This is a genomic window from Acidisoma sp. C75, assembly GCF_054665095.1.
The window spans coordinates 24,799-50,591 of sequence record NZ_BAAFHD010000010.1 but is presented as its reverse complement, the minus strand read 5'-3'; the positions used below and the strand labels follow the sequence as shown (position 1 = coordinate 50,591).

22 protein-coding genes are annotated in these 25,793 nt (G+C 66.7%); 4 read left to right on the top strand and 18 right to left on the bottom strand.

The annotated features are described in order from the left end of the window. Positions 1-74: 74 nt before the first annotated feature. From ACYQ7X_RS13960 to rpsB, 16 genes are all read right to left on the bottom strand, one after another. A complete protein-coding gene (locus tag ACYQ7X_RS13960; protein ID WP_459697660.1) occupies positions 75-3,698 on the bottom strand; it encodes a vitamin B12-dependent ribonucleotide reductase in 3,624 nt (1,207 codons plus the stop codon). Between the two features lie 394 nt (positions 3,699-4,092). Beyond that, positions 4,093-4,488: a lactoylglutathione lyase gene (gene gloA, locus ACYQ7X_RS13955; protein WP_459697659.1), complete on the bottom strand. Its 396-nt coding sequence runs from the start codon at positions 4,486-4,488 to the stop codon at positions 4,093-4,095. 116 nt (positions 4,489-4,604) lie between these two features. Next, positions 4,605-5,444, bottom strand: a complete 840-nt coding sequence (locus ACYQ7X_RS13950; RefSeq protein ID WP_459697658.1) for an LpxI family protein — start codon at positions 5,442-5,444, stop codon at positions 4,605-4,607. Between the two features lie 13 nt (positions 5,445-5,457). Further along, positions 5,458-6,273: an acyl-ACP--UDP-N-acetylglucosamine O-acyltransferase gene (gene lpxA / locus ACYQ7X_RS13945; RefSeq protein ID WP_459697657.1), complete on the bottom strand. Its 816-nt coding sequence runs from the start codon at positions 6,271-6,273 to the stop codon at positions 5,458-5,460. Beyond that, a complete protein-coding gene (gene fabZ, locus ACYQ7X_RS13940; protein ID WP_459697795.1) occupies positions 6,270-6,692 on the bottom strand; it encodes a 3-hydroxyacyl-ACP dehydratase FabZ in 423 nt (140 codons plus the stop codon). The genes lpxA and fabZ overlap by 4 nt, the downstream gene beginning before the upstream one ends. A 98-nt stretch (positions 6,693-6,790) precedes the next feature. Then, complete coding sequence (gene lpxD, locus ACYQ7X_RS13935) at positions 6,791-7,840, bottom strand: UDP-3-O-(3-hydroxymyristoyl)glucosamine N-acyltransferase (RefSeq protein ID WP_459697656.1); 1,050 nt, start codon at positions 7,838-7,840, stop codon at positions 6,791-6,793. Positions 7,841-7,851: 11 nt separating this feature from the next. Further along, positions 7,852-8,676, bottom strand: a complete 825-nt coding sequence (locus tag ACYQ7X_RS13930) for an OmpH/Skp family outer membrane protein (RefSeq protein WP_459697655.1) — start codon at positions 8,674-8,676, stop codon at positions 7,852-7,854. A gap of 29 nt (positions 8,677-8,705) precedes the next feature. Further along, positions 8,706-10,985, bottom strand: a complete 2,280-nt coding sequence (bamA, locus tag ACYQ7X_RS13925; RefSeq protein WP_459697654.1) for an outer membrane protein assembly factor BamA — start codon at positions 10,983-10,985, stop codon at positions 8,706-8,708. A 338-nt stretch (positions 10,986-11,323) separates the two neighbouring features. Then, positions 11,324-12,436: an RIP metalloprotease RseP gene (rseP, locus tag ACYQ7X_RS13920; protein WP_459697653.1), complete on the bottom strand. Its 1,113-nt coding sequence runs from the start codon at positions 12,434-12,436 to the stop codon at positions 11,324-11,326. 37 nt (positions 12,437-12,473) lie between these two features. Next, positions 12,474-13,631, bottom strand: a complete 1,158-nt coding sequence (locus tag ACYQ7X_RS13915) for a 1-deoxy-D-xylulose-5-phosphate reductoisomerase (RefSeq protein WP_459697652.1) — start codon at positions 13,629-13,631, stop codon at positions 12,474-12,476. Next, positions 13,628-14,494 carry a phosphatidate cytidylyltransferase gene (locus ACYQ7X_RS13910; protein ID WP_459697651.1) on the bottom strand — a complete coding sequence of 289 codons (867 nt, stop codon included), beginning with the start codon at positions 14,492-14,494 and terminating at the stop codon, positions 13,628-13,630. The genes ACYQ7X_RS13915 and ACYQ7X_RS13910 overlap by 4 nt, the downstream gene beginning before the upstream one ends. After that, positions 14,491-15,165 carry a polyprenyl diphosphate synthase gene (gene uppS, locus ACYQ7X_RS13905; RefSeq protein WP_459697794.1) on the bottom strand — a complete coding sequence of 225 codons (675 nt, stop codon included), beginning with the start codon at positions 15,163-15,165 and terminating at the stop codon, positions 14,491-14,493. The genes ACYQ7X_RS13910 and uppS overlap by 4 nt, the downstream gene beginning before the upstream one ends. A gap of 121 nt (positions 15,166-15,286) precedes the next feature. Next, positions 15,287-15,808 (bottom strand): ribosome recycling factor, encoded by a 522-nt coding sequence (gene frr, locus ACYQ7X_RS13900; RefSeq protein WP_459697793.1) that lies wholly within the window; start codon positions 15,806-15,808, stop codon positions 15,287-15,289. A 59-nt stretch (positions 15,809-15,867) separates the two neighbouring features. Continuing rightward, positions 15,868-16,590 (bottom strand): UMP kinase, encoded by a 723-nt coding sequence (gene pyrH, locus ACYQ7X_RS13895; protein WP_459697650.1) that lies wholly within the window; start codon positions 16,588-16,590, stop codon positions 15,868-15,870. A 232-nt stretch (positions 16,591-16,822) separates the two neighbouring features. Continuing rightward, positions 16,823-17,731 (bottom strand): translation elongation factor Ts, encoded by a 909-nt coding sequence (gene tsf, locus ACYQ7X_RS13890; RefSeq protein ID WP_459697649.1) that lies wholly within the window; start codon positions 17,729-17,731, stop codon positions 16,823-16,825. Between the two features lie 190 nt (positions 17,732-17,921). Next, positions 17,922-18,713 (bottom strand): 30S ribosomal protein S2, encoded by a 792-nt coding sequence (gene rpsB / locus ACYQ7X_RS13885; protein WP_459697648.1) that lies wholly within the window; start codon positions 18,711-18,713, stop codon positions 17,922-17,924. A gap of 382 nt (positions 18,714-19,095) precedes the next feature. On the opposite strand from rpsB, the gene ACYQ7X_RS13880 reads away from it, so the two are divergent. Then, positions 19,096-20,127: an LLM class flavin-dependent oxidoreductase gene (locus ACYQ7X_RS13880; RefSeq protein ID WP_459697647.1), complete on the top strand. Its 1,032-nt coding sequence runs from the start codon at positions 19,096-19,098 to the stop codon at positions 20,125-20,127. A 3-nt stretch (positions 20,128-20,130) separates the two neighbouring features. On the opposite strand, the gene hydA is transcribed toward ACYQ7X_RS13880, so the two are convergent. Both hydA and ACYQ7X_RS13870 read right to left on the bottom strand, forming a co-directional pair. Continuing rightward, positions 20,131-21,588 carry a dihydropyrimidinase gene (gene hydA, locus ACYQ7X_RS13875; protein WP_459697646.1) on the bottom strand — a complete coding sequence of 486 codons (1,458 nt, stop codon included), beginning with the start codon at positions 21,586-21,588 and terminating at the stop codon, positions 20,131-20,133. Positions 21,589-21,675: 87 nt separating this feature from the next. After that, positions 21,676-22,191: a hypothetical protein gene (locus tag ACYQ7X_RS13870; protein ID WP_459697645.1), complete on the bottom strand. Its 516-nt coding sequence runs from the start codon at positions 22,189-22,191 to the stop codon at positions 21,676-21,678. A gap of 236 nt (positions 22,192-22,427) precedes the next feature. Here ACYQ7X_RS13870 and gnd point away from each other — a divergent pair, with 236 nt between their 5' ends. The 3 genes from gnd to ACYQ7X_RS13855 are packed head-to-tail and all read left to right on the top strand — an operon-like array spanning position 22,428 to position 25,725. Beyond that, on the top strand, positions 22,428-23,423 hold the full coding sequence (gene gnd, locus ACYQ7X_RS13865; protein ID WP_459697644.1) for a phosphogluconate dehydrogenase (NAD(+)-dependent, decarboxylating): 996 nt from the start codon (positions 22,428-22,430) through the stop codon (positions 23,421-23,423). After that, positions 23,420-24,955, top strand: a complete 1,536-nt coding sequence (zwf, locus tag ACYQ7X_RS13860) for a glucose-6-phosphate dehydrogenase (protein ID WP_459697643.1) — start codon at positions 23,420-23,422, stop codon at positions 24,953-24,955. The genes gnd and zwf overlap by 4 nt, the downstream gene beginning before the upstream one ends. Further along, entirely contained in the window at positions 24,940-25,725 is a 786-nt protein-coding gene (locus ACYQ7X_RS13855; protein ID WP_459697642.1) for an ROK family protein, read from the top strand. The genes zwf and ACYQ7X_RS13855 overlap by 16 nt, the downstream gene beginning before the upstream one ends. Positions 25,726-25,793 lie beyond the last annotated feature (68 nt).

Below are 25,793 nucleotides of genomic sequence, written 5' to 3'. Positions count from 1 at the left end.
AGCGCGCCAGGGTGGGAAGGGCGAAGATCATCCCTTCCCAAGCTGGCGCCATCCGTCACCGAGTGAGCGGCGGCTTACGAGCAGCCGCTGGTGGAGCCGCAGGTCACGCATTTGAGGCAAGTGCCGTTGCGCACCATGGTGAAATTGCCGCATTCGGGGCAGCTATCCCCCTCATAGCCCTTCACCTTTGCCTCCCGCATGCGGCTTGCCCGGTCATCGGCGGCCGACACGGCCTCCGCGACGAAGCTCGTCCCGCCGCCGGCCGCGGCGGGGCTCGCCCCAGCCGCGAGGCCGCCACTTCCCATCGTGCCGCGCACGAAGCCGAGGCTCACCCCGCGCTGGATATCGGCAAGCCTTGCGCGCGCCTGTTCGGCCGTCTCGCTGCCCGAGCGCGGCAGATTGCCCTCATTGGCGCCGCTGCCCACCGTATCGGGCATGAGATCGGCCGGATCGACATGGGCGAGGTCGTTCCGCGCCAGATAGGAGACAGCCAGTTCGCGGAAGATATAGTCGATGATCGAGGTCGCCATGCGGATCGCCTCGTTGCCCTGCACCATGCCCGCCGGCTCGAAGCGGGTGAAGGTGAAGGCTTCGACGAACTCCTCCAGCGGCACGCCGTATTGCAGGCCGATCGAGATGGCGATCGCGAAGTTGTTCATCAGCGAGCGGAAGGCGGAACCTTCCTTGTGCATGTCGATGAACACTTCGGCGAGGCTGCCATCCTCGTATTCGCCGGTGCGGAGATAGACCTTGTGGCCGCCGACCGTCGCCTTCTGGGTATAGCCCTTGCGCCGATCGGGGAGCCGCCGCCGCTCGGCCCGGTGGATCACCCGCTCCACGATCTTCTCGGCCATCGCCACCGCCTGCGCCGTGGCAGGCGCCGCGATGAGCTCTTCCGCCTCCTCCTCATCCTCGATGAGTTGCGAGGATAGCGGCTGGCTGAGCTTGGAACCGTCGCGATAGAGCGCATTGGCTTTGAGGCCAAGACGCCAGGAGAGCATATAGGCCTCCTCGCAATCCTCGACCGTCGCTGCGTTCGGCATGTTGATGGTCTTGGAAATCGCCCCCGAGATGAACGGCTGGGAGGCCGCCATCATCCGGATATGGCTTTCCGCCGAGAGGAAACGCACGCCGATGCGCCCGCAAGGATTGGCGCAGTCGAAGACCGGCAGGTGCGCGGGGTCGAGCTCCGGCGCGCCTTCGAGCGTCATGGCGCCGCAGACATAGGTATTGGCGGCCTCGATCTGCGCACGGGAAAAGCCGAGCGCGCTCAGCAGATCGAAGCCCGGCGCCTCGATTTCAGCCGTGGTGAAGCCGAGCCGTCCGGTCAGCACCTCCTCGCCCAGCGTCCACTTGTTGAAGACGAATTTGATATCGAAGGCGCTCACCAGGGCGGATTCGATCTTCGCCAGATCGGCCTCCTGGAAGCCGAGCGGGGCCAGGCTTTCATGGTTGATCGCCGGGGCGCCGGCGAGCGTCGCGTGGCCCACGGCATAGCGGATGATGCGGTCCGTCTGCGCCGGGCTATAGCCGAGGGTCGCCAGCGCCTGCGGCACGATGCGGTTGATAATCTTGAAATAGCCGCCGCCGGCAAGCTTCTTGAACTTCACCAGCGCGAAATCAGGCTCGATCCCGGTGGTGTCGCAATCCATCACCAGCCCGATCGTTCCCGTCGGCGCCACGACGGAGACTTGGGCATTGCGGTAGCCGTGCTTCTCGCCCAGCGCCAGCGCCTCGTGCCAGACATCGGCCACCGCTCCGCCGAGGCCCTTATCCGGGCAATCGGCGCGGATGAAGGGCACCGGCAGCACCGTCAGCCCCTCATAGCCCGCAGTCTCGCCCATCGCCGCGCGGCGATGGTTGCGGATTACCCGCAGCATGCTCTCGCGGTTCGGCACGAAGCTCGGGAAAGGCCCGAGTTCACCCGCCATCTCGGCCGAGGTGCGATAGGCGACGCCCGTCATCACCGCGCTGACGGCCGCGCAAATGGCGCGCCCGGCGTCGCTGTCATAGGGAATGCCTTCGGCCATCAAGAGGCCGCCGAGATTGGCATAGCCGAGACCGAGCGTGCGATAATCATAGGAGAGGCGCGCGATCTCCCGGCTCGGGAACTGCGCCATCAGCACCGAGATTTCGAGCACCACCGTCCAGATGCGCACGCAATGGGTATAGAGCGCGGTGTCGAAGCTGCCATCCTCGCGCCGGAAGGCGAGCAGGTTGAGGGAGGCGAGGTTGCAGGCCGTGTCATCCAGGAACATGTATTCCGAGCACGGGTTAGAGGCGTTGATGCGCCCACCGGCCGGGCAGGTGTGCCATTCGTTGATGGTGGTATCGAACTGAACGCCCGGATCGGCCGAAGCCCAGGCGGCATGGCCGATCTTGTCCCATAGCGCGCGGGCGCGCAGCGTCTTGTGGACCTTGCCGTCGGTCCGCCGCGTCAGCACCCATTCCCCGTCATCGATCACCCGCTGCAGGAAATTATTCGTCAGCCGCACGGAGTTGTTGGAGTTCTGCCCCGCGACCGTCAGATAGGCTTCGCTATCCCAGTCGGTATCGTAGGTGCGGAAGTCGAAGCTCTCGGCGCCACGGCGCGCGGCGTCGATCGCGCGGCGGACGTAGTTCTCCGGAATGGCGCAATCGCGGGCCTTGCGCACGGCAGCCTTGAGCGCGCCGTTCTTCGCCACGTCATAGGCGGCCTCGCCGAGATCAGGGGCTGCCTCGCGCGCGGCGCGGATCACCGCATCGAGCTGCCGCTTCGTCATCTTCGAGCCGGCGACGAGCGCCGCGACCTTCTGCTCCTCAATCACCTTCCAATCGACGAAGGCTTCGATATCGGGATGATCGACATCCACCGTCACCATCTTCGCCGCGCGGCGCGTGGTGCCGCCGGATTTGATGGCGCCCGCCGCGCGATCGCCGATCTTGAGGAAGCTCATGAGGCCGGAGGACCGGCCGCCACCCGAAAGCCGCTCGCCATCGCCCCGCAAGCGGGAGAAGTTGGAGCCGGTGCCCGAGCCGTATTTGAAGAGCCGCGCCTCCCGTACCCAGAGATCCATGATGCCGCCCTCGTTCACGAGATCGTCGGCGACCGACTGAATGAAGCAGGCATGCGGCTGCGGATGCTCATAGGCGCTCTTGGATTCGACGACCTGCCCGGTCGCCGGATCGACATAGAAATGCCCCTGGGCCGGGCCATCGATGCCATAGGCCCAATGCAGGCCGGTATTGAACCATTGCGGGGAGTTGGGCGCCGCCATCTGCTTGGCCAGCATGAAGCAAAGCTCGTCGCGGAAGACGCGCGCATCCTCCTCGCTATCGAAATAGCCACCCTTCCAGCCCCAATAGGTCCAGGTGCCGGCCAGCCGATCGAAGACCTGCTGGGCGCGCTTCTCGCCCACGCTGCGCTCCGCCTCGGGCAGCTTTTCGAGCGCCTCCAGGTCCGGCTCATGACGGCGCAGCCAGGCCGGCACGCCCGGCTCGTCCACCGGTTTCAGCGCCGCCGGGATGCCCGCTTTCCGGAAATACTTCTGCGCCAACACGTCGCAGGCAACTTGGGACCAGCCCTTCGGCACCTCGATATCGGCCAAGCGAAAGATCACCGAGCCATCCGGATTGCGGATCTCGCTGGTCGCCCGAACGAAGTCGATATCTCCGTAGCGGCCGTCGCGGTCAGCCGTCAGTTCGCGTTCGAAGCGCATGCGATGATCCTCTGTGAGCAAGCCCAGATGGCGGGAAGGACGGTCTGGCGCGACCGCCGATTAACCAAATCTAGTGGGCAAACCGGTCCAGAGCAACGATATCTTGTGCTTGACACGCTTCCATTCCACGCATGCGCAGCGTGGCGGCGGCGCCGGTCGAGCATCATGCTACGCTCTTCCGGACGGGGCATGGAGTCAAAATTTCGGCCGCCCAGGCTTCCTGAATACCCGGCGCGGCCGCGACTCGTGGTGATGTGAGAGAGAGAATCCGGCGCCCGCCCCGCCTGGCGCCGGATGATCGCAGCCCCCCCCCCCCCGACCCGCGAGCACACCCGCCGCCATGAGAGGCGGGCCGATCCGAGGAACGCGCGTTGGCCGGGGGAAGGGATTCGCCTCAGTGACGCTCGATCAGCTCGATCTTGTAGCCATCCGGATCTTCGATGAAGGCGATCATGGTCGTGCCGAATTTCACCGGGCCCGGCTCCCGCGTGATCTTCACCCCCGCCGCCCGCATCTGCTCGCAGCTCGCCTTGATATCCGGCACGCCGACCGCGAGGTGGCCGAAGGCGGTGCCCATCTCATAGCGCTCGACGCCGTAGTTATAGGTGAGCTCGAGCACGGTATGGCTCTTCTCGTCCCCGTAGCCGAGGAAGACGAGCGTATATTTGCCGTCCGGCACGTCGGCCCGGCGGAGTTCGCGCATGCCGAGATGCTGCGTGTAGAAGGCGATGCTGCGCTCCAGATCGCCGACGCGCAACATGGTGTGAAGATAGGAGAACTGTTCGCTCATGGGGCTTTTCCTCGGTTGCGCCGGCGGGAAGCCCGCGCGGCGGTAGGGTCCAAACGCTGGCGCACACTGCGTCACCCCGCGGCCCCTGCCAAGCCGCCTGCCCGCCAGGGCCGCGTTCAGTTTGCCGCGAGCGCCGCCGGATCGAGCCCTTGGAGGAAGAACTGCGCGGCGTCGGCGGCAGCGATCGTCCCGTCCCGATCGACGATGAGGGTGCCGCCGCCCTCGAAGGCGATTCCCCGCAACCCGGCGGCAATGGCGCGGCGCACGGTCTCCGCCCCGATCGTCGGGAGATCCGCGCGCCGCTCCTGCCCTGGCTTGACGAGCTTGACGAGCACACCCCCCGGGCCCGGCCAGGCAAGGCCCGCGCACCGGGCGAGCATGGCATCGGTGCCCTCCACCGCCTCCACCGCCAGCACGATGCCGGACTGCACGACGCAGCCCTGCCCGACATCGACCGCGCCGAGAGCCCGGCAGACGGCGATGCCACGCGCGATATCGGCCTCGGCCTGAGCGTCCGGCGCCGCCTTGGTCAGCAGCCCGGGGCGGCCGACCAGCCCGCCCAAGACCTCATGCGCGCCGATCACCCGGAAGCCTTCCTCTCCCAGCACGCGGATCACCGCTCGCAGCAGGCCATCATCGCCCATGAAGGCGGCCCGTCCGATGCGGGCGAGCAGCTTCAGCCCTTCGGCATCGGGCCGCAGATCACGGAAGGACGGCCGGCGCACGGGGCCGACCAGCACCAGATCCTCGCAGCCCTGTTCCTTGAGGAGGGCGATGATGCGCACGGCGGCACCGAAGCGCAGATAGGCATGGGGAAACGGCGCCAGCACGCGCGGCTCGGCATGGCCTTCAAGGCCGATGATGAAAACCCTCCGCCCCGCCGCTTCGGCCGCACGGGCTACCTGGCCGGGCAAAGGCCCGCTGCCGGCAATGATCCCGAGCGCGGGCAGCGGCATGGCGCGCTCCGCCTCAGGCCGCGTCGTCAGTCTCGACGGCGCGGGTATTGCGGCGGACCAGGCCGCGCTTGCTCGGCGCATCGATGAAGCTGATGATCTCGCCGATCATCGCGTCATCGCCGAAGCGCATCCGCGCTTCCGCGAGCCGGGCGGCAAAAACCCCATCCCCCGCGAAGAGCAGACGGAACGCCGCCCGCATCCGCCGGATCGCCGCTGGATCCAACCCCCGCCGCCGCAGGCCGATGATATTGAGGCCGGAGAGCCGGGCGCGGTTGCCCATCACCAGCCCATAGGGAATGACATCCGCCTCCACCCCGGAGACGCCGCCCACCATGGCCCCCCGCCCGATCCGCACGAATTGATGGATCGCGGCACTGCCGCCGATCACCGCGCTGTCGCCGATCGCGACATGCCCGCCCATAACCACGTTGTTCGCGATGATCACGCCATCGCCCAGCACGCAATCATGCGCCACATGCACCACCGCCATCAGCAGGCAATTGGCGCCGACGCGGGTGACGCCGCTGCCCGTCGCCGTGCCGCGATGGACGGTGCAATGCTCGCGCACCTGGGTTCCCGCGCCGATTTCACAGCGCGTCAACTCGCCCTTGAACTTGAGATCCTGCGGCGGCAGCCCGACGCTCGCATAAGGATAGAGCGTGGCGCCGGTGCCGATCCGCGTGTCACCATCCACCACGACATGCGACACCAGCCGGACGCGATCTTCCAGCACCACATGCGGGCCGACATGGCACCATGGCCCGACCTCGACCCCCGTGCCGAGCTTGGCCCCCGCTTCGACGATCGCCGTCGGGTGAACCGAGCTCACGATGCGTCGCGATCCCGGATCATCGCGGAAAAGCTCGCTTCCGCGACCGAGACGCCATCCACCCGCACGACTCCATGGAACTTCCAGACATTGCCGCGGTTCCGGTCCTTGCTCACATGCACATGCAGCTGATCGCCGGGAACCACCGGCCGCCGGAATTTCGCGCTCTCGATCGACATGAAATAGACAAGCTTGCCGCGGGATTCGGGGCCGAGGGTCTCGACCACCAGCACGCCTGCCGTCTGCGCCATGCTTTCGATGATCAGCACGCCGGGCATCACGGGATGGCCGGGGAAATGCCCCTGGAAAAACCCCTCGTTGATAGTGACGTTCTTGATGCCGACGGCCGAGACGTTCTTCTCGATATCGACGACCTTGTCGATCAGAAGAAACGGGTAGCGATGCGGAATATCGAGCATGATTTCCGCCAGGCTCACATTATGCCGCTCGCCCGTCTCGCGCGTCACCTCGCGGCCTTGATCAATCTCTGCATCCATCGCCTCAGGCCCGCACCACACTAACGCTTCGCCGCGCCCTCCCGCCGCATCATGCGGCGCAGGAAGGCGACTTGCTTGAAAAACTCCTTGACCGGCTCCGCCGGGCTGCCAACCACCGTCGCCCCCGGCACGACATCCGCCATCACGCCGGCCTGGGCTCCGATGCGGGCGCCATCACCGATCCGCACATGACCAACGATCCCTGCCTGACCGGCCAGGGTTACATAATCACCGAGGATGGTCGAGCCAGAGATGCCGGCCTGGGAAACAATGACGCAACAGCGGCCAAGGTGGACGTTATGGGCGATCTGCACCGCATTGTCGAGACGCGAGCCAGCGCCGATCACGGTATCCTGCGAGGAGCCGCGATCGACCATGCTATTGGCCCCGATCTCCACATCGTTCTCGATGATGACCCGGCCGAGTTGCGGCACGCTGACGAAGCCGCGCGCCGTCGGCTCAGGGTCGAAACCGAAGCCGTCCTGCCCGATGCGCGCGCCGGGATAGATCAGCACCCGCTCCCCGATCAGGCTGTGGCTGATGGAAACGTGCGAGCAGATGCGGCTATCCTGGCCGATCACCACGCCTTCGCCGATCGAGACGAGCGGCCCGATCAGGCAGCCCGCGGCGATCTCCGCCCGCGCCCCGATAACGCAGAGCGGGCCGATCTCGGCCTCGGGCGAAACACGCGCCGTCGGGTCGACCACGGCAGTCGGATGGATGCCGGGCCTCACCACCTCGGAAGGGTGGAAAAGCGCCGCGATTCGCGCCCAGGCCGCGACTGGGCGGGGCGTTGGCAGCGCCAACATGCCCGGCGGCACGCGGGATGCCATCCCCGGCTCGATCACCACCGCGCCGGCGCGCGATGCGGCCAGGATGTCGAGGTATTTCGTATTCGTCAGGAAGCTGATCTGCCCGGCTCCCGCGGTTTGCAGCGGGGCGACGCCGGAGAAGATCCGGTCTGCCGGCAGGCCCGCGGCGTCGATTCCCGACGCCGCGGCGATTGTGGAAAGCGGGTGTGGGCCCGCCTGGCGAAAAAAGCGCGGATCTCCGGCCAAAGCCTCAGCCATGGACCCCGCCCTTACTGGCCGAGGGCCGCCTGCTGCGCCTGCTGCTGATCCTGAAGCGAGGCGGCAGTGACATTGGCAAAGGCGGCATCCGGCGGCACCGTCACCGAGGGCAGCACCTGATTGAGCTGCTTCAAGACCTCGGCCGTGATGTCGAACTCGTTCATATTGAGGGCGACCTGGCTGCGATGCAGCACGATATTCATGCCCCGGCTGTTCGCCACCTGGCGGATGACGGCCACGAGCGTCCGCTCGATCTGGCCGAGCGCCACCTGGGCGGCCGCCTGGATGCGCGCCTCATGGTTGCGGAAGGCGAGCTGCGAGCTCGCGATCCGCTGCTGCAAGGCAAGTTCGCGCTTGCGCAGCTCTTCCTGGGAGAGATGCGCCCGCGGATCAGCCAGCGCCGCCTGAACCCGGCGCCAGATATCCTCTTCCTTTTTCACCTCGGCCGTCAGCTCAGCCCGGCGCTTCTCAATCTCCTTCTGCACGCCCTGGGCCGCGGTGGAGGCCTGCAGAACGTCAGGCACGCCGATCACACCGATCACAGGCGCGGGCGGCGGGCTTTCCTTCATCAACGGCGGCAGCGCGGGGATCGGCGCATTGGCCTGGGCTTCGGCAGCTTTCTGTGCCGCAACGTCAAGCTTCGGCGCGCTCGGCAAGGCAGGCCCGAGATCCGGCACCTGGATGGAGCCGGCGGCGGGGCGGGCTGCATGCTGTGGCGCCTGGCCCTTGGCCTGGCCAGGAACGAACCAGCCGGGGGACGACTGGGCATAGACCGAACCCGCGGAAGAGAGGAGGAGAGCCGCCGCGAGGCACAGGGAACGAGAGAGGTATCGCAAAGGGAAGAAACCTTACCGAAGCCGGGGAATTAGAAACTGGTGCCGAAGCCGAAGCGGAAGACCTGCGTCTGATCGTATTGGTATTTAACGATCGGGTCGGCGAGGTCGATATTGATCAGCCCGAAGGGTGTGTTCCAGGAGAACCCGACGCCGACCGAAACGCGCGGCGCGTCGTTCTGATAGACGTCACCGAAACTGTCCGTCACCCCGAAGAGCGTGCCGATATCGGTGAATACGCGGCCGGTCAGGCCGATATCGGGCGAAATCGGCAGCGGGAAGTGGAGCGAGACGGTGCCGGTTGCAAGCGTGTCGCCGCCGAGGCTGTCACCGGTCGCGATATCATGCGGGCCGGCGCCCCCCTGCTGGAAGCCGCGCATATTATCGCCGCCCAGGAAGAAGTTATCGATCAGGTAGTAGTTGCCGCCGTACCGATAGAGGTAGCCGGCGCCGGCCCGGAATTCGAGCGTCCAGTTGCTGTTGCCGGTGAAGTAGTCGAGCGGCACGTAATAGGCGCCGTCGAGCTTGACGCGCACGAAATCCGACGTGCCGCCGAGGCCAGCGAGATCGGTCGACAGCCGGAGGATATAACCCTTGTGCGGATCGAGCGTGCTGTCCCGGTGATCGAGGGTGATCGTCTGCCCGATCTGCGAGAGGAGAGACCAGCCGGCCTCGTTCTTCACGTAGAGGCTGGCTGTCGAGGCGACGTTATAGACGTTACGATCAACCAGCGAGTAGCTCTCGGTCTGCGAGAGGAAATCGTTGAAGGCATAGCCGGTGCGGACGGTGAAGCCGAGCCGCTGCTCATCGAACTGCGAGATGCTCTGATTGTTGTTGGTCGTGTCGAAAACCTCGCCGCCCAGCAGCAGGTTGCGGTCGAGGAAATAGGGGTCGGTCACCGAAAGGTCGAGCTGGGTCGCCTTCTGCGCCAGCACGCCGTTGATCGCCGCGGTGATGCCGGTGCCGATGAGGTTGCGCTCGCTGAGGCCGAGATTCACGAGCGCGCCGCTATCGGTCGAATAGCCGCCGCCGATGGTGAAGGAGCCGGTCGCCTGCTCCTGCACATTGGTGTTGAGGACGATCTTATCCGGCGCCGAGCCCGGCTGCGTCGTCATATCGACCGTCTTGAAATATTGCAGCTCCTGCAACCGCAGGCGGGACTTCTTGATCTTCTCCGCGTTGAAGGCATCGCCCTCGGCGATCGTGAACTCGCGGCGGATGACCTTATCCTCGGTCCGGCTGTTGCCGGTGATGTTGATCCGCTCGAGGAAGACGCGCGGCCCCTCGTCGATCTCGAAGGTCAGATCGACGACGTGCTGCCCACGGGCATTGACGCGCTTCTCCTCGATCGGCTTCACATCGACGAAGGCATAGCCGCGGCCCTGCACGTCGGTCGTGATCGCCTGCACGCTATGGGTGATCGCGTCGCCATTGTACCAATCGCCGGGCGCGATCTCGAGATCCTTCCGCACCGTCTTGGCATCGAGGTTATGCAGATGCGAGACGAGATGGATCTTGCCGATGCGATAGCGCGGCCCCTCGTCCAGCACGAAGGTCAGGTAGAAGGAGGAGCGGTCGGGCGCGAGTTCAGACTCGGTGTTGAGGATCTTGAAATCAGGATAGCCGCTGCGGAAATAAAACCGGCGGAGCAGATCCTGATCGAGCGCGACACGCGCCGGATTGTAGGAATCCGCGTTCGAGAGGAAACGCCACCAGGCACTCTCACGGCTGCTGATGACATCGCGGAGCGTGCTCTGGCTGAAATGATTGTCACCGACGAAGGCGATGCGGCTGATGTAGCTCGCCTTGCCGTCATTGATCTTATAGACCAGATTAACGCGGTTTTCCGGCAGCTTGATGATCTGCGGAACCACCGTGGTCGTATAATAGCCCTTCTGGGCATAGGCATCGAGGATCGCCTGGCGGTCCTGCTCGGCGGCCTGCGGCGTATAGACCGCGTTGGCGCGCAGCGAGACGATATTGGCCAGATCCTTCTTGATCAGCTCATGATTCCCCTCGAAGGCGACCTGGGCGATGATGGGGTTTTCGCTGACATTGACGACGAGATCATTGCCCTGGCGGGCGATCGAGACGTTCTTGAAGAGACCTGTGGCGTAGAGCGTCTTGAGGCTCTGATCGATCTTGCGCGCGTCGAACGGATCGCCCGCGCCGAGCAGCATGTAGGATTCGATCGTCCCCGCCTCGATGCGGTGATTGCCTTTGACGATCACCGCATGGATGGTGTCGCCCACCGGCACCGGCGCCTGCGCATGGCGGGCGCGCGGGGCGGGGCTCTTGATGGTCTGCGACAACGCGGCACCGGGGACGAGCGCGGGCAGGAGGCAGGCTGTGGCTAACAGCGCAGCACGAGTGCGAAGCAAAGAACGCGTCTCCCTCAGTTCCGGCAGATGCCGGTCAGCAGAACCAGCCCGATCGGCAGGCGGGCAAACCATGAACCGGCGGGCCGAACCGGGCGCCGCCGCCAGCCAGGGGCGCCGTCCAGCCCGTGCGGGCCAAGACCTGCCCTGATCCCGGGCGAATCCACGCTTCCTCGGAAACCGGACCCAGGCAAACCCAGTGGCCCTGCCCTATCTCAGCCCCGAGCATCGCGGCAAGGCATTTCTGGCCAAAAAGCCAAGCTCTCTTAACCTTAGCCGGCGAGATGCGCCACCCAGCGCACCACGCCGAGTTGGTTCACGTCATTCCAGGTCGCGAAAGCGAAGAGGCAGAACAGCAGGAGGAAGCCCGCGCGGAAGCCGATTTCCTGCGCCTTGGGCGGGATCGGCCGGCCACGCACCACCTCGGCGATATAGAAAACGAGGTGGCCGCCATCGAGCACGGGGATGGGGAAAAGGTTGATCAGGCCGAGATTGACCGAGAGCACGGCGATGAAGGAGACGAAGCTCGCGAGCCCGAGTTGCGCGACTTGCCCCGAGAGGGAGGCGATCCTCAGCGGGCCGCCCAATTGGTTGAGGCCGGTGTGGTGGGCAATGATCTGCCACAACCCGACGAGGGTCTGCGCCCCGATCGTCCAGGTTTGCACCACCCCCTGCACCACCGCCTGGACCGGGCCGAGGCGCTCGAAGCGCGGCGCTCCCTCGACGATGCCGAGCACGCCCCGCTCCCCGCCATGGCCGTTGCTCACCGCGCCGACCTTCACCTGCAGCACGATCAGCGTGTCGCCACGCTTGACGCTCATGCTGAGGTCCTTACCCGGATTGGGGGCGACGGCATGCTGGATCTGGGCGAAGGTCTTGACCGGCTTGCCGCCCACCGAGGTGATGAGATCGCCGGGCTTGAGATTGGCGTGGGAAGCGGCGGAGCCCGCGACGATCTGGCCGATGATGGGCTCGGGGATCGGCTTGCCCACGGCCAGGAAGAGGGCGATGAAGAGGATGATCGCGAGCAGGAAATTGGCCACCGGCCCGGCCGCGATCACGATCATCCGGGACCAGACGGATTTCTCGTGGAAGGTGCGGCCCGTCTGCCAGGCGGCACGCTCTTCCGGCGTCGCGTCCTCGGGCCGCTCCTGGCCGTGCAGTTTCACATAGCCGCCAAGCGGTATCCAGGCGAGCTTCCAGACCGTGCCGCGCCGATCCGACCACCGCGCGATCGCCTGACCGAAGCCGATCGAGAAGGTCTCGACATAGACCCCCCGCCAGCGGGCGGCGAGGTAGTGCCCCATCTCATGCACGAAAACGAGGATGCCGAGCACGACGGCGAAGGAAATGAGGGTGCGGAGCAGGCTGACGAGATCGGTCATAGTCCCTGGCTTTGAAGGATGAGGCGCGGCGAAGGCTTCAGGCGGCGCGGGACAATATCAGAGCATCGGCCGCCTGCCGAGCGGCGGCATCGAGGCCGATGATGGCATCGAGATCGGGCGCCGGCGGCGCCCCGAGCTGATCGAGGACCGCCTCCACCGTGCCGACGATATCGAGGAAGCCGATGCGCCGGGCGAGGAAGGCGGCAACCGCCACCTCGTTGGCGGCATTCATGATCGCGGGCGCCCCGCCGCCGGCTTCCAGCACCTCGCGGGCGAGGCGCAGCGCGGGGAAGCGTTCGGCATCGGGGGCGAGAAAATCGAGGCCGGAAAGCGCCGCGAGATCGAGCCGCTTCGCCGTCGTCACCAGACGGTCCGGCCAGCCCAGCGCATGGGCGATCGGGATATGCATGTCGGGCGCGCCAAGCTGCGCCAGCATGCTGCCATCGGAATAGCAGACGATGCCATGCACCACGGATTGCGGATGCACGAGCACCTCGACCGCGGCACTCCGCAGCCGGAAGAGGCGAGCGGCCTCAATCACCTCGAGCGATTTGTTCATCATGGTCGCCGAATCGATGGTGATCTTGGCGCCCATCGACCAGACGGGATGGCGGAGCGCCGCTTCCGGCGTGATCGCGGCCATGGCCTCACGGCTCGTCTCGCGGAATGGGCCGCCGGATGCGGTGAGGATGATCCGCTCCACCGCCCGCGCATTGGCCGGCTCCCAGCATTGGAAGATCGCGTTATGCTCGGAATCGACGGGCAGCAGGCGGGCGCCGGCCGCGGCCACAGCGTCCATCATGATATCCCCGGCCGAGACCAGCACCTCTTTATTCGCGAAAGCGATCGCCCCGCCGCGGCGGATGGCCGCGAGCGTCGGGTGGAGCCCCGCCATGCCGATGATCGCGGCCATCGTCCAATCGGCCGCCATATCGGCCGCGGCGCAGACGGCCTCCGGCCCGGCGGCCGTGGCGATGCCGCTGCCCGCCAGCCGCTCGCGCAAGCGCGGCAGGCCCTTCGGATCGTGGATTACCGCAATCTCCGGCCGGCAGGAGAGCGCCTGCTCGGCCAGAAGCTCGGCATTCCGCCCGGCCACCAGAGCCCGCACCCGATAGCGGGAAGGCTCGGCACGGATCAGGTCGAGCGTCTGGGTGCCGACGCTTCCTGTGCTGCCCAGGATGCTGATCGTTCTCATTGCCACAGCCATACTCCCTCCCCGATCAGAACCGCCACCACCGCGGCGATCGGTACCGCCGTCAACATACCATCCAGCCGATCGAGCAGGCCGCCATGGCCCGGGATCGAGCGGCCCGAATCCTTTACGCCGAAATGCCGCTTGAAGCCGCTTTCCAGCAGATCGCCCAGTTGCGAGGCGATGCCGAGCAGCATGGCGATGCCCGCCGCATGCGCCACCGGCAGCCGCCCGCCGAGGGCGAGGGCGACCGCCAGCCCGATGAGCGCGGCGGCGATCAACCCCCCCACCGCCCCGGACCAGGTCTTGCCCGGCGAAATGCTCGGCGCGAGCTTCGGCCCACCCACCATGCGCCCGACGACATAGGCGCCGATATCACTCGCCCAGATGATCAGCACCAGAAACAGCATGTCCCACCGGCCGACGACCGGGGTATGGCGCAGCACGATCATCCCGATCGCCGCCGGCGCCAGATAGGGCACGCCGCCGGCGAGCCAAAGCGCTCGGGCGCCGCCCCCCATCGCGCCCCAGACCAGGAAGAGCAGCACCAGGGCCGCGAGCGCGGCTGGCGCGAAGCCTCCGAAATAGGTGACGAAGGGCAGAAGCGCGATGCCGAGGGACAGCAGCGCCCCGCCACCCCGCCTCGGGTTGGCGCCGCAAAGCCGCGTCCACTCGGCGGCACAGCCCGCGCTACCGATGGCGATGAGCACGACCCAGGCTTCCTTGCCGAACCAGAGGCAGGCGAGCGCGAGCGGCGCCAGGATGGCCGCCGAGCTGACGCGCTTGCCGAGATCACCCCAGCGGCCGGTCCGCCGCCCCCGGTCCGCCGGCATCTGCTGCTGCTCCGCCACCTGCCCCCCTGTCACGCCACGCGCGCGCCGTAGCGACGATCCCGCCGCGCGAAGGCGGCCAGCGCCTCGGCGAAATGGTCCGCATCGAAATCCGGCCAGAGGACATCGGTGAAAACGAGTTCCGCATAGGCGCATTGCCAGAGCAGGAAATTGGAGAGGCGCTGCTCGCCGCTGGTCCGGATCAGGAGATCCGGGTCCGGCATGCCGGCGGTGAAGAGAAAGCGGCTGAAGGCCGCCTCGTCGAGGGCCGCCACGTCGAGTTCTCCGGCCCGCACCGCTTCCGCCACCGCTCGCGCCGCGGCGACGATTTCGCCCCGCCCGCCATAGGAGAGGGCAAGGTTGAGGTTGAGCCGCGTGCCGGCCGCGGTCTTGGCTTCGGCAGCCTCCAGCTCGGCCCGCAGATCGTCCGAGAAGCGGGCGCGATCGCCGATCACCCGGAAGCGCACCCCGTTGCGGGCGAGTTCCGCGACCTCGCTGCGCAGATATTGGCGAAGCAAGCCGGTGAGTTCCATCACCTCGCTTTCCGGCCGTCGCCAGTTTTCGCTCGAAAAGGCGAAGAGGGTCAGCCACTGCACGCCCTGCTCGGTCGCGGCTTCCAGCGTGCGGCGCACAGCCTTCGCCCCCGCCCTGTGGCCCGCGATGCGCGGCATGCCGCGGGCTTTCGCCCAGCGGCCGTTACCGTCCATGATCACCGCCACATGCACCGGCACGCGCGCGGGCGGCACGCTCTCCTCCTCGGAGGCTAGCCGCGGGGTCCGCCCTGTCTTGCGCTCGGCGGCGGGCGCACGCGTCATGCCCCGAAAGCTCTCAAACCTGGCGGATTTCGCGGTCTTTCTCGGCCGCGAGTTCATCGATCCGCTTCACGAAACTATCGGTGAGCTTCTGCACCTCGCCCGACCAGTCCTCGGCCTCGTCCTTGCTGATCTCGCTCTTCTTCTCGGCCGCCTTGATCTGCTCCATCCCGTCGCGCCGCACGCCGCGCACCGCGATGCGGGCATTCTCGGCATATTTATTCGCGGCCTTGGCGAGTTCGACGCGGCGCTCTGCGGTGAGCTGCGGGATCGGCACCCGCACCATCTGGCCATCGGCGCCGGGGTTGAGGCCGAGGCCCGAATCGCGGATCGCGGCGACCACGGCATTGACCAGGCTGCGATCCCAGACCTGCACGGTGATCATCCGCGCCTCGGGCACCGCGATGGTGCCCACCTGGGTCAGCGGCGTCAGCGTGCCATAAGCCTCGACCCGCACCGGCTCCAGCAGCGCGGGGCTCGCGCGCCCGGTGCGCAGGCCGCTCTGATCCTTGCGCAGCGTGTCCACCGCGCCTTCCATTCGGCGGGTGAGATCTTGCTTCAGGGAGTTCAGGTCGATGGGCAAGGGCCCCTCCTTCCTCAAACGTCGCGGATGACGGTATAGGCGCCCTCGCCCCGCATGGCGGAGGCAAAGGCGCCGGGCTTGTGCAGGTTGAAGACCAGGATCGGCAGCTTGCTCTCACGCGCAAGGCTGATTGCCGCCGCATCCATGACCTTGAGGTCTTGGGCCAGCACATCGAGATAGGTCAGGGTCTCGAAGCGCCGCGCATCCGGCACTTTCTTCGGATCGGCGGAATAGACGCCATCGACCTGGGTGCCCTTCAGCAGCGCATCGCACCCCATCTCGGCCGCGCGCAGGGCGGCGGCGGTATCGGTCGTGAAGAAGGGGTTGCCGGTGCCGGCGGCGAAGATGACGATGCGGCCCTTCTCCATATGCCGCATCGCCCGCCGGCGGATATAGGGCTCGCACAGGCTCGCCATCGGGATCGCGGATTGCACCCGCGTCGGCAGGCCCGAGAGTTCGAGCGCACTCTGCATGGCCAGCGCATTCATCACCGTCGCCAGCATGCCCATGTAATCGGCCTGGGCGCGGTCCATCCCCGCGGCGGCGCCCTTGACGCCCCGGAAGATGTTGCCGCCGCCGATGACGACGCAGACTTCCACTCCCATGGCGGTGACGGCGCCGATATCCTGGGCGATCTGCCGGACGGTATTGGTATCGAGGCCGTATTCGCCCGCGCCCAGCAGAGCTTCGCCCGAGAGCTTGAGCAGCACACGCTTGTAGAGAGGCTGACCGTTCATTGTTCCCTTGGGGGTTCCGGGGTGAACCGCTGCGGTCTCATGCGGGCCAAGGCGGCCCTGGCCCGCGCCGCACCCTAAAGAGAGCGCCGGGGCGCCACAAGCCTCTGGCTGAGAGCGGCAGGCGGCCGCAGACGGGCGGGAATGAGTGTCGGGCCGCGAGGAGGCCCGGCGAGGGCGGTTCGGCCGGGCAGCCTGGCGCCAAGCGCCGCGGCCCGGCTTCCCCCCGCTCGCGTCAGACCCCCGCCGTCGCCGCCACTTCGGCCGCGAAGTCGGAGACCTGCTTCTCGATGCCTTCACCGAGCTGGAAGCGATCGAAGCCCACCAGCTTGGCGCCGGACTTCTGCACCACGGCGCGCACCCGGCTCTCACCGTCATGCACCCAGACCTGCTCCAGCAGCACCACTTCCTCGTAGTATTTGCGGATCCGGCCCTCGACCATCTTCTCGATGATCGCTTCCGGCTTGCCGGAGGCCCGCGCCTGCTCGGAAAGCACCGCGCGCTCGCGATCGAGCGCCGCGGGATCGACCGAATCGACATCCAGCGCATCGGGCCGGGCGGCCGCGACATGCATGCCGACCTGGCGGCCCAGCTGCTCCAGCCCGTCGATCTCGCTCGGCGCTTCGAGCGCCACGAGAACGCCGATCTTGCCGAGCCCCGGCTTGAGCGCGCCATGGACATAGGTCGCGACGACGCCCGACGGCACGCGGAGCACGCGGGCGCGGCGGATCGTCATGTTCTCGCCGATGGTCGCCACGAGCTGGGTCAACTGGTCGGCCACCGTATGGCTGGTGCCCGGGAAGGGTGCGGCCTTGATCGCCTCGATATCCTCGCCGGCATCAAGGGCGATCTTGGCCACCGCCTCGACGAACTCCTGGAAGGTCTCGTTGCGCGCCACGAAATCGGTCTCGGCGTTGACCTCCACCATGGCGGCCACCTGCGGGGCGCTGGCGACGCCGATGAGGCCCTCGGCGGCAACCCGCCCGGACTTCTTGGCCGCGGCCGAAAGACCCTTCTTGCGCAGCCAGTCGATCGCGGCGTCGATATCGCCGCCCGTTTCGTTGAGCGCCTTCTTGCAGTCCATCATGCCGGCGCCGCTCTTCTCGCGCAGGTCTTTCACCAGCGCGGCCGTGATCTCCGCCATTTCGGTCTCCATATGCTTGCGCGGCACCCTGCGCGGGCGCCGCGATCCAATTCCAGGGACGAGGCTATAAACCGGCCCTCGCCCGTCGGAGAAGGGGCAGGCGCGCCCCGTCATCCGCCTGACATAGAAAGAAGCCGTCCCGAGGGGAGTGCTGCCGGAGAGCGGCGCCTCTCCCCTCGGGTCGCGCGTGTTAGCCTTCGGCCACGGCCTCTTCGGCGACGGGTTCTTCCTCGGCCGGAAGCACGGCGGAGGGCAGTTCCTCAGCCGCGCCAATATCGCGGCCTGAGGCCGCCATCTCGGCGCTGATGCCGTCGAGCACCGCGTTCGACACCAGATCGCAATAGAGCATGATCGCGCGGATGGCGTCGTCATTGCCCGGGATCGGATAGGTCACGCCCTGCGGATCGGAATTGCTGTCGAGCACCGCGACGACCGGAATGCCGAGCTTGTTGGCTTCCTGAACAGCGAGCTTTTCCTTGTTGGTGTCGATGATGAAGAGGATATCCGGCAGGCCGCCCATTTCCTTGATGCCGCCGAGCGCGCGCTCCAGCTTCTCCTGGTCGCGGGTGATCTCCAGCACCTCTTTCTTGGTCAGGCCCTGGGTGTCGCCGGCCACCAGCTCTTCGATCTGGCGCAGCCGCTTGATGGAGGCGGTGATCGTCTTCCAGTTGGTGAGCATGCCGCCGAGCCAGCGGTGGTTCACGTAATACTGGCCGCAGCGGCGCGCGGCCTCGGCCACATGATCGGCCGCGGCGCGCTTGGTGCCGACGAAGAGCACGCGGCCGCCGGCGGCCGTCGTGTCGCGCAGCGCGCGGAGCGCCCGATCGAGCATCGGCACGGTCTGCTGCAGGTCGATGATGTGGACCTGGTTGCGGACGCCGAAGAGATAAGGCGCCATCGCCGGGTTCCAGCGGCGGGTGTGGTGTCCGAAGTGAACGCCGGCTTCGAGCAGCTGGCGCAGAGTGAATTCGGGCATCGCCATGAGCGAGCTCCTTTCCTGTCGTCCGGTTGATCCTCCGCGGGGCCATGCCGTTCAAAGCACCGGACCCGGTCCAACTGGCCGAGAAAGGCGCCCCGCGTGCGAATTTGCCCAAGCGCCCCGGCGGGCCGGAGGCGAGGACGCGGGAGCTATCGCGCATCCCGCCAGCCATTGCAAGCCGGAGAGGGCGGAGCGCCCGGCGCGGCAGCCATTCCGAGAACCTGACGTCCGGCGGTTCGCAAAAGGCGGCCAGCGCGCGAGCGGCAGTGACGGGGCCTTGGGTGGTGCCCTTCCCGTTCCTGCTTCCGCCGGCATAGCTCATACCGCCTCTGGGGCGCGGGGCACCGCTTGAGTTTCCCGCCGATCAGGACCAGCTTGCCGTTTCATGACCGACCCCGCATCAGCCCTTCGCCTCAGCCTGCTCGATCAGGCGCCGATCGCCGCCAACGGCTCCGGCGGCCAGGCGCTCCGCCAGGTGATCGACCTCGCCAAGCTTGCCGACCGGGCGGGCTTTCACCGCTTCTGGATCGCCGAACACCACGCGACGCCGGGGCTCGCCTCCGCCAGCCCCGAGGTTCTCGTGGGCCCCGTCGCGATGGCGACCGAGCGGCTGCGCATCGGCACGGGCGGCATCATGCTGCCGCATTACAGCCCCTTCAAGGTCGCCGAGACCTTCAGCATGCTGGCCGGCATGTTTCCTGGCCGCATCGATCTCGGCCTCGGCCGCGCGCCGGGCTCGGACGGGCGCACGGCCTATGCCCTGCAGCGGGACCGGCGGGAGCGCGCGCCGGACGACTTCCCCCAACAGCTCGCGGAACTGCTCGGCTATCTGGACGGCACGATCCCCGAGACGCACCCCTTCGCCTCTCTCCAGAAGACATTGCCCGGGGGCGCCGAGAAACCGGTACCCTGGCTGCTCGGCACCTCGCCGGATAGCGCCGCCTGGGCGGCGAGCCTCGGCCTGCCCTACTGCATCGCCGATTTCATCAATCCGCACGGCGCCGATCTCGCGGCCCATTATCGCCATGCCTTCAGGCCCGATCCGCAGCGCGGCATCACCGAGCCCATGGTGATGGTCGCCGTCTGGTCGATCACCGCCGATAGCAGGGCCGAGGCCGAGCATCTCGCCAGCTCGTCGCGCATGCTGTTCAAGCTGCTGCATCGCGGCCAGCTGATCGCCGTGCCCTCACCCGAGGAGGCGGCGCGCTTTCTGGAGGCGGATCAGGCGAAGAGCAGCCGGGATCGCCGGCTCATCCTCGGCACGCCGGCGGAGGTGCGGGACGGGCTGCACGAGGTGGCCGCGGAATATGGCGCGGGCGAGGTCATGGTCGTGAACATCATGTACGACCACGCGGCGCGTCTGCGCTCCTACGCCCTGCTGGCCGAGGCCTTCGCTCCCGCCGAGGCCGCGGCCTAAGCCTTATGCCATGAGTGATGCGGCATCGAAGCCATTGGGCAGCACGCCGCGCGGGCGGATCATCTCATAAGGGCCGCGCGGCAGGAATTTCGCCGAGCCGGGTTCCGCCGTCACCAGATCGTCCTTCATCACGACCCGGCCGCGCGCGATTGTCATCGCCGGCCAGCCGGTCACCCGCATTCCCTCGTACGGCGTGTAATCGATCGCATGCTGCATCAGGCGGTTGGTGATCGTCACCTCCCGCCCGGCATCCCAGAGCACGAGATCGGCATCCGCCCCCGGCGCGATCGTGCCCTTGCGCGGGTAGAGGCCGAAGAGCTTGGCCGGGTTGGTCGCCGTAAGGCGCACGAAGCGCTCAAGATCGATCCGCCCGGCGGAGACGCCTTCGCTGAAGACCAGCGGCAAGCGTGCGGCGAGCCCCGGCACGCCGTTCGGGATCAGAGTGAAGGGCGCATCCGCGCCGTTCTTCCGCTTGCCCATCCCCTCCTTATGGAAGCTGTGGCCGCTATGGTCGGAGGAGATGATGTCGATCGTGCCGGCGCGGATCGCCTCCCACAATCCTTCGCTTTCCGCGCGGCCGCGCGGCGCCGGGCTGCAGATGAACTTCGCCCCCTCGAAGCCGGGCCGGTCCATATCCTCTGCCGAGAGGACGAGATATTGCGGGCAGGTCTCGCCCCAGACCTTCACGCCGCGCGCCTGGGCGCGGGCGATCTCCTCCGCCGGCTCCGGCCCGGAGACGTGGAAGATCTGGATCGGCTGATCGACAAGCTCGGCGAGCGCGATAGCGCGGTGGGTCGCCTCCCGCTCGATCACCGTGGGCCGGCCCCACGCGTGATACTTCGGCGCCGTCATGCCCGCTTTGAGCAGCGCCTCGGTCAGCCAGGCGATCGCGTCATAGTTCTCGGCATGCACGGTGACGAAGGCGCCGGCGCGGCGCGCGGCCGCCAGCACGCGCAGATATTGCCGATCGTCGATCCGCACATCGTCGTAGGTGAGGAACACCTTGAGGCTGCGGATGCCGGAAGCGACGATCGCGGGGATATCTTCCCGCACCACCGCGTCCGACGGATCGTTGATGATCTGGTGGAAGCTGTAATCGACCATGCCGCGCGCCGCCCGGCGGTGATATTCCTCGACGACCGGGCCCAGGCGCTGCCCGCGAAATTGCGCTGCGAAGGTGATAACGCTCGTTGTCCCGCCGGCGAAGCAGGCGGCGGAAGCCTGGGCGAAGCTATCCTCATAGGCCGAGCCGTCGGGCTGCAACTGCTCGATATGGCAATGGGTATCGATGCCGCCCGGCAGGACGAAAAGCCCGCCCGCGTCGATCACCTCGGCCCCAGCCGTGTCGAGATCGCGGCCGATCGCCGCGACCACCTCTCCCCGGATGCCGATATCGGCCCGCATGCGATCCGCGCCGGTGACAATCACGCCGCCGCGCACAACCCGGTCAAACCCTGCCACTTGCCTGCTCCCCGCTCAGCACCCGACGATCGAACTGGATACAGTTTCTCAATCGACCGCAGATCGGCAGGGACCGCAAGGCCCGGATCAGCCGCCGCGCGGATTATAGGGCCGAAAGGGCGCGGGGCCCGGGGCAGGGCCGCCGAAGGGGCGCATCGGCGGCGGCCCACCCATGGGCGGCGGGGGGCCACCACCATGCCAGGGGCCATGCCCCCCATCCCCGTGCCAACCGCCGTGCCAAGGGCCATCCCCGTGCCAGCCACCGTGCCAAGGGCCGTCCCCGTGCCAGCCACCGTGCCAAGGGCCGCCGCCGTGCCAGCCACCGTGCCAGCCCTCCGGCGGCGGATGATCGCCCCAGCCGCCACCCTGCCAGTAGCCGCCACCGCCGCCGCCCCAATAGCTGCCACCGCCGACGATCACCGAGGGGGCAGGATAGACCGCGGCATAGCCCGGGCTCGCCGTGTAGCCGCTGTAGCCGTAACTGCTGGCGCCATAAGGATAGCCATAGCCGCTCGTTCCGTAAGGGTAGTAGCATCCTCCGAGCGAGGTGAGGGCCGCTCCGGCGACACAGCACGCGATCAGCCTCGTCCAGGAAAGCCGCATGTCGAAGGCATCCTCATCGCATCCGGGTAAGCACCCGACGCCTATGCCCGCAGATTGGCATTCGACTGCGACTTTTTGAGGCCCGAAGCAGGGCAGAGCGCCACGCTTGGCCTCCGCCCGGCCAGCCTCCGCGGAGAGGCCGGGCGGCCTTACACGAAAGTGTAAGAGCAAGCGTAGCTAGTCTCGGCATCGTCATCACGATAACGTCTAATTCTTACTCACCAGAGGGGGCTCGCATGCAACTCGGTATGATCGGTCTTGGCCGCATGGGGGGCAATATCGCCCGCCGCCTGATGAAGGACGGCCATTCGGTTGCCGTCTTCGATGTCAATCCCGAAAGCGTTGAGAACCTCGCCAAGGAGCATGCCAAGCCGACCCATTCGCTGCGCGAACTTGTCGCGGCGCTGGAAAAGCCCCGTGCCGTGTGGGTCATGCTGCCCGCCGGGCAGATCACCGAGTCGACGATCGACACACTGGCCGGCATCCTCGAAGCCGGCGATATCATCATCGACGGCGGCAATACCTTCTATAAGGACGATATCCGCCGCGCCGCGGCGCTCAAGGAGAAGGGGCTGCACTACGTCGATGTCGGCACCTCGGGCGGCGTCTGGGGTGTCGAGCGCGGCTACTGCATGATGATCGGCGGCGAAAAGACGGTGGTTGATCACCTCGACCCGATCTTCGCGACCCTGGCACCCGGGCTCGGCTCGATCGAACGGACGCCGGATTTCAAAGGCGATCACCGCGCCGAGCACGGCTATATCCATGCCGGCCCCGCCGGCTCCGGCCACTTCGTCAAGATGGTGCACAACGGCATCGAATACGGCCTGATGCAGGCCTATGCCGAGGGGTTCGAGATCCTCCGCGGCAAAAGCTCGACCACCCTGCCAGAGCATGAGCGCTATTCGCTCGACCTCGCCGATATCGCCGAAGTCTGGCGCCGCGGCAGCGTCATCTCCTCCTGGCTGCTTGACCTCACCGCCATGTCGCTCAACGAGAGCCCGAACCTCGAGGAATTCTCCGGCAAGGTGGATGATTCGGGTGAAGGCCGCTGGACGATCAACGCCGCGATCGAAGAAGCAGTCTCGGCCGAAGTGCTGACGGCCGCGCTTTTCGTGCGCTTCCGCTCGCGCATCGGCAACAGCTTCGGCGAAAAGCTGCTCTCGGCCATGCGCAACAAGTTCGGCGGCCATGTCGAGGGTCACAGCACGACGCCGAGCGTCGTCGAATGAGCACGCAGGCGAAAGCAGCGGCGCGGACACCGCCAGAGGCGCCGCCCTGCGCCATGGTGATCTTCGGCGCGGCCGGCGATCTCACCAAGCGCCTGGTGATGCCCGCGCTCTACAACCTCTCCTGCTCCGGGCTGCTGCCCAAGAACTTCGCGCTGGTCGGCGTCGATCTCGTGCAGCAGGAAGCGGCAGCCTGGGGCAAAACCCTGCATGATTTCCTGCAAGCCACCCTCAAGAAGGGTGGTGAGGGAACCGAGCCGGGCGAGGTGATCGACGAGGCGGCCTGGAAGCGCCTCACCGACCGGATGACCTATCTCTCGGGCGATCTCTCGAGCGACACGACTTTCGAGCAGCTTCGCGATCATCTGGCGGAATGCGATCGCCAGGGTGGCCTCGGCGGCAATGTACTGTTCTATCTCGCGGTCGCCGAACGCTTCTTCGGGCCAACGGTCGAGCATCTCGGCCGCGCCGGGCTCACGAAGCAGGAAGGCGGTTGCTGGCGCCGCGTCGTCATCGAAAAGCCTTTCGGACACGATCTCGCTTCCGCGATCGCGCTCGACAAGCAGGTGCTCTCGGTTCTGGAAGAAGAGCAGGTCTATCGGATCGACCATTTCCTCGGCAAGGAAACGGTGCAGAACATCATGGCGTTGCGCTTCGCCAATGGTCTGTTCGAGCCGATCTGGAACCGGGATCGGATCGACCATGTCCAGATCACGGTGGCGGAAACGGTGGGTGTGGAGCGGCGCGGCAAATTCTACGAGGCGACCGGCGCGCTACGGGACATGGTGCCGAACCATGTGTTCCAGCTGCTGGCGATGACGGCCATGGAGGCACCGGCCGCCTTCGATGCGGAATCGATCCGCGCGAAGAAGGCGGAGGTCTTTACCTCCATCCATCCCCTCTCGCCCGAGGATGCGGTGCGCGGGCAATATGCGGCCGGCGTCATAAACGGCCAGCCGGTGCAGGATTATCGCAGCGAACCCGATGTGTCGCCGCATAGCGGGACGGAAACCTTCGTCGCGATGAAGCTGCAGATCGACAACTGGCGCTGGGCGGGCGTGCCGTTCTATCTCCGCACCGGCAAACGCATGACCAAGCGCAAGACGGAAATCGCCATCCGCTTCAAGCAGGCGCCTTTCGCCATGTTCCGCGAGACGCGGGTCGATTCCCTCGGTGACAACTGGCTGATCATTTCGATCCAGCCGGAAGAAGGCATCCAGCTCCAGTTCAACGCCAAGCGCCCGGGGCCGACCCTGACCTTCGAGCGCGTGGGGATGAACTTCAATTATGATGACTGGTTCCGCCAGGCGCCCGCCACCGGCTACGAGACACTGATCTTCGATTGCTTCATCGGCGATGCAACGCTCTTCCAGCGCGCAGACCAGTTGGAGACGGCCTGGAAGATCGTGCAGCCGGTGGTGGACAGGTGGGAGGCGCATGACGCTTCCTTCCCGAACTACGCCGCGGGCTCGGCCGGGCCCGAAGAAGCGAACGAACTGCTCGAACGGGAGGGGCACTTTTGGCTACCGATCTGACGACAGAAAACGCCGCGAAGCCTGCGGCCGCGGACGAGGCCCAGAACATCCTGGCCATCGACATCGGCGGCACCGGGCTCAAAGCCTCCGTGATCGACCGGCATGGCAAGATGATCGTGGACAAGGTGCGGGTGCCGACCCCGCATCCCGCGCCACCCGGGGTGCTGGTCGAAGCGATCGCCACCCTGGTGAAGCCGCTACCGCATTTCGATCGCGTCGCGATCGGGTTTCCGGGCGCGGTACGGGCCAATATCATCCTTACCGCCCCGCATCTCGGAGATGAGGTCTGGCACGGCGTCAACCTCGCCGCCCTGGTCTCGCAACGGCTGGGCGATGTGCCGACCAAGATCGTCAACGATGCCGAGATGCAGGGCCTCGCGGTGATCAAGGGCGAGGGGCTGGAGTTCATCCTCACTCTCGGCACCGGCTGCGGCACCGGCATCTTCTACAATGGCGACCTGGCGCCGCATCTCGAACTTTCGACCCATCCGATCCACAAGAAGTACACCTACGATACCTATGTGGGGAACGAAGCCTTCGAGAAGATCGGCAAGAAGCGCTGGAACAAGCGGGTGGAGCGGGTGATCGAGGCGGTGCGCAACCTCACGCATTTCGACCATCTCTATATCGGCGGCGGCAATTCGAAGCATGTGACGCTCGACCTGCCAAAAACCGTCAGCCTGGTTTCGAACGAGGCGGGGATCGATGGCGGCGCGGCGCTCTGGTCTCCCCGCCGCGGGCGGCACCCGGAATACGATATCGGCCGTTAACGCCGCGTCCGGTCAGGGAGACATCTCTGGCCGGAGCCTGCCCGGGCGATCGCGCACACGAGAGCGGC